Raw genomic sequence first — 4,599 nt, 5'->3', positions numbered from 1 at the left:
TCTTCTATGTCGGCAAGGCCGGTGCCCTGCGCTTTGGGCGAACCGTCTCCGACAGTATGGCCGCGCCCGATGACTTCAAGCAGCGGCTGCTGGCCGAGGCCAGCAAGACGTCATAATCAGAAAGACAAGAAGCGGTCCACTGTTCAGCGGGTTGCAGCAAGACGAGCGCATTATTATTCGCGCTCGTCTTTGCTGTTCTCGTCTCTTTTCCTTGATTACATTTGGGCAAAGAGCGTTACTGTCGTCGTCAACACGGAGCGACGACGACCATGACGAGCAACAGGACTTTCGGAATCGAGATCGAGGCCTTCGGCATTACGATGCAGGCAGCCCGCACGGCCCTGCGCAGCGCCGGCCTCGATTGCGAGATCGAAGGCTACAATCACGAAACCCGGGCGCACTGGAAAGTGGTCAGCGACGCCAGCGTTCCCGATGGTTTCGAGGTGGTGAGCCCGGTCCTCGAGGGCGAGCGGGGCGCCGCCCAAGCGAAGATCGCGATGGACGCGCTGCGCGACGCCGAAGCCCGGATCAGCCGGGCTTGCGGCCTGCACATCCACTTTGGCGCAAGCGACTTGACCGCTGCCGAGATCGCCACCGTGGTTCGCCGCTACGCCAAGTTCGAAGACGAGATCGACGCCTGGATGGCGCCCTCGCGCCGCGGCGATGCCAACCGCTACTGCCGCAGCGTCAAGAGCTTCCTCAGCCGCGGCGAAGTGACGCGCAAGCTCGCGAGCGGCAGCGTGCGCGACGTCTGCGACGCCTTCGGCACCCGCTACGCGAAGGTCAACCTCGAAGCCTGGCGCCGCCACCGCACCATCGAGTTCCGCCAGCACGGCGGCACGGTTGAGAGCGAGAAGGCGCTCGCTTGGATCCGCTTCGGCCTCGGCTTCATCGAAGAGAGCCGGCGGGTGGCGCATGGCACCAACACCGCCGCCCTGATCCCGACGAACAGCAAGATGGCCACGGTGATGACGATGCTCAGCCGCATGGGCGGCGCCAGCATCGACGACCTGATTGCCGCGACCGGCTGGAAACGGCATTATGCCGACGTCCGGATTATGCCGAGGTAAGATTGTAACCTATTGTTTCTGGCGGGGACTGCTGCGATGGGATCGGCATAATCAGAGGGCCTCGAGGAAGGCGAGGAGTTTGTCGGTCGGCCGGAAGCGGCCGGGCTTGGTGGCGATTGGCGCGGTCTTTTCCAGGGCGCGTTCCTTGATCCGCAGATCCGCGTGCAGGTAGATCTGGGTCGTCTCGATCTGTTCGTGGCCGAGCCAGAGCGCGATCACGGATGTGTCGATGCCGGCGCGCAGCAAGCGCATGGCCGCGGAATGCCGCAGAACATGCATGGTCACCCGCTTGCGCGCCAGGGACGGACATTGGGCGGTCGCGTCCACGGCATATCCGGCAAGCCGGCGTTCGAGCGCGTCGCGGCTGAGGGATCGTCCGGTCCGTGTGGGGAACAGCGGGTCCGCAGGCTGACCTGTGCGCTCGGCCAGCCAAGTCCGCAGGACGTTCCTGGTGCCCGAGGTGAGCGGCGTGATCCGCTGCTTTCGCCCTTTGCCGTTGCAACTGACATGCGCACCGGATCCGAGATGAACGTCGGTGCAGCTCAACCCGATCAGTTCGGAGGTCCGAAGGCCCGTCTGGACGGCGAGGCTGAACAGCGCCGTGTCTCGCCGCCCGGTCCAGGTGGTCCGGTCCGGCGCGGCCAAGAGGGCGTCGATCTCCACCTCGGTCAGGTAGGTCACCAGCCGCCGTTCGAAGCGCTTCGGCGGAATGGCGAGAACGCGTTCGATGGTGGCGGCATGTTCGGGATGCCGAAGGGCGGCATAGCGGAACAGGGACCGGATCGCGGCCAGCCGCGCGTTGCGGGTGCGTACGCTGTTCTTCCTGTGGCTCTCCAGATGATCGAGGAAGGCGCCGATCAGCGGCGCATCGAGATCGTCGATCTCCAGCTTGCTTGGCTCCTTGCCTTTCCGGCCTGATGCGAAGACCAGAAGCAGCCGCAGTGTATCGCGATAGGCGCCGACCGTGTTCGGGCTGACCTGCCGCTGGCGGATGAGGCGATCGGTGAGGAACGCCTGCAGGGTCGTGGCGAGCGCACTCATGCGTCACCTCCGAGGTGGCGCTCGAGCCGTTCGCCCGCCAGACCCAGCAATTCCGGCGCGGCCGACAGGTACCAGTAGGTGTCGCCCGGATCAGCATGACCCAGGTAAGTGGACAGGATCGCAAGGCGCGAACCGGGGTCGGCGGCCCCAAATTCACCGGCCCTGTAGCCATCGATGATGGTATTGACGGCGAAGCTGTGCCGAAGATCGTGGATCCGGGGCCGGCATGTCGCCGAGTGCGGGACAATGCCACAGTGATGCAGCAGTTTCTGGAACGTCGACTGCACGGTCCCGTAGCGCAGTCGTTTGCGAACCGAACTGATCAGGAGGGCCGGCGTGCCCGCCTGGCGGGGGCGATCCTCGCGGCGCAGGTAGTCGTCCAGGGCAGCGACGGTCGTCGGGTGCAACGGCAATTCGCGGGACTTGCCGAACTTGCCTTTGCGGACCGTGAGGATGCCACCCGCCGCGTCGAAATCGTCGCGGTCGAGGCCGATTGCCTCTCCGATCCGCATGCCGGTTGCTGCCAGGATGCCGATCAGCGCCCGGCAGGTCGCCTGCACATGCGATCCGCGCAGGACCGCCGTAGCCCGCATCAGGTTCGAGATTTCCTGGGGCGTGTAGAGATACGGCGTTGCGCGGCGCCCTCGCGCTGGCAGAAGATCGTCGGGCGGCACCTCGGTCATCGGGTCGAGTGTACGAAGGTGCCGGGCGAAGAGGCGAACCTCGGCCAGACGTCTGGAGGTCCAGATCGCGGCGGCGCCTGCGGGCCGGGTCGCCCAGACCAGCGCCGTCTCGGTCTTGATATGCGTCTCGCCGCGATCCTCGGCGAAGGTGATGAACTGACCGAGAAGTCTCTCGGTCTTGTCAGGCTTGTAACCAAGGGCGCGCCGCATGGTCAGATAATCGGCCAGGGCCTGGGACAGAGGGCTCATCGGTCGCCCTCCGGCCAGGCGCGCGCGATCAGGCGCAGTCTGTCCCGGTCGACCTTGGCGTAGATCGCCGTGGTCTCGACATGACGATGACGCAAGAGCTGGCCGATCTCGGGCAAGGATGCGCCGGCGCGCAAAAGCTCCGTTGCCGCGGTATGGCGCAGGCGATGTGCATGGATACGCCCGAGATCGGCCCTCCGGGCGGCGTCCGCAACGATCGTGCTCACACGGCTCGAACCGAGATGGTGATGTGGAGCGATGCACCGAACGAACACGGTCCGGCCCTGGGCGTTCGCGGGACGGGCGTGCTGCAGGTATTCGACCAGCCTGCGACCGACATCGGGCGGCAAAGGCATCCGTTCGATACAGCTTCCCTTGCCGCGCACGACGATTGTGCCCGTGCGCCAATCGATATCGTCCAACGTGAGGGTTGCGACCTCGCCGCTCCGCAGGCCGAGGCGGACCAGCAGGGTCAGAATCGCCAGATCGCGGCAGCCGACGGGTGTGCGGGCATCGCATGCGGCAAGCAGGCGCCGCACCTCATCGGGCTCGAGCCCCTTGGGCAGCCCGGCCAGCCGGCGGTGGGCAACCGACGGCACGGCGCAAACAAGCGACCGTTCCGTGACGCCGTCCAGATGCAGAAAGCCGAGGAACGAGCGCAGCGCCGTGATCGTCAGCCTTGCCACGCCGCCGTTCAGATGCGGGCACCACGCCACCACGAAAGAGGTGACATCGGCCGGGGTCAGGCTCCCGAGTTCGAGACCATCGGCCGACATCCTTCGGTCCAGAAACGAGCGCAGGCGATCAATGTACCGAAGGGCTGTCACCGGAACCAGACCGCGTTCCGTGGTCAGGAACTGCCGGTACCGGTTCAGAATCTCCCCGGCGGGGCCGCCCTCCCAGGGTGTTTCGGCCGCAGGCGCCATCTCCAGCTTGCGGAGATAGCCGAGGATGGGGCCCAGTGCCTTGCGCATTTTTTGATTGGCGGCACCGGCGGACCGGCGATCCGACAGAAAAAGATCAACCTGCCTCAGGGACAGATCGTCTGCGGTCAGCTGCCGCACCTGCAGCCAGTCGCTCAGATCCCTGAGCAGCCTCCGGTGTTCCGAAATCGTTCTGGGCGCGTATCCTTGCCGCCGCAAATCCTCCGCAAAGCCCTTCGAAAGGGCCGCGAGCGGTCCGCCACCTGGTGTCTTGCTGGGGTCGATCAACATGAAGTCTCCTCATTTCGACGTGAAAGAGGAGACGTTACCAGCCCTCAGCCCCGAGGATTATGCCGACCCCGGCGCAACAGACTTAGGGATATTCAGAAGCTTACAGACCTACCTCGGCATAATCCGGACGTCGGCATAATGCCGTTTATGCCGAAGTCGGCATAAACGCCACTCGCTGAGGGCAGCGATTTCCACCCAGCTGCGCAAGCGCGGCCTCGAGGTGGTCAGCCGGCGCGAGAACGGCACCACGGTTTATGCGATCATCAACCGCGCGGTCGACGCCGCCGACGACGTGATGGCCGGCATCGATGACGACACGGCCGCATTCTTGCGCCGCCGCGCCGC

At 65.3% G+C, this 4,599-nt stretch carries 4 protein-coding genes; 1 reads left to right on the top strand and 3 read right to left on the bottom strand.

Going from position 1 to position 4,599, the window contains the following annotated elements:
• Positions 1-269: 269 nt before the first annotated feature.
• Positions 270-1,070, top strand: coding sequence for an amidoligase family protein (locus RKP46_RS10480; RefSeq protein WP_311106593.1), 801 nt, complete (start codon positions 270-272; stop codon positions 1,068-1,070).
• A 51-nt stretch (positions 1,071-1,121) separates the two neighbouring features.
• Here the strand turns inward: RKP46_RS10480 and RKP46_RS10475 are convergent, their stop codons facing one another.
• The 3 genes from RKP46_RS10475 to RKP46_RS10465 are packed head-to-tail and all read right to left on the bottom strand — an operon-like array spanning position 1,122 to position 4,254.
• Positions 1,122-2,111: a tyrosine-type recombinase/integrase gene (locus RKP46_RS10475; RefSeq protein WP_311106592.1), complete on the bottom strand. Its 990-nt coding sequence runs from the start codon at positions 2,109-2,111 to the stop codon at positions 1,122-1,124.
• A complete protein-coding gene (locus tag RKP46_RS10470) occupies positions 2,108-3,043 on the bottom strand; it encodes a tyrosine-type recombinase/integrase (protein WP_311106591.1) in 936 nt (311 codons plus the stop codon). Before RKP46_RS10470 ends, RKP46_RS10475 begins: the two co-directional genes overlap by 4 nt.
• Complete coding sequence (locus tag RKP46_RS10465) at positions 3,040-4,254, bottom strand: site-specific integrase (RefSeq protein WP_311106590.1); 1,215 nt, start codon at positions 4,252-4,254, stop codon at positions 3,040-3,042. Before RKP46_RS10465 ends, RKP46_RS10470 begins: the two co-directional genes overlap by 4 nt.
• Positions 4,255-4,599 lie beyond the last annotated feature (345 nt).

Origin of the sequence: Accumulibacter sp., assembly GCF_031732815.1 — a bacterium.
GTDB lineage: Bacteria > Pseudomonadota > Gammaproteobacteria > Burkholderiales > Rhodocyclaceae > Accumulibacter.
This window is presented reverse-complemented; position numbering and strand designations above follow the sequence as displayed.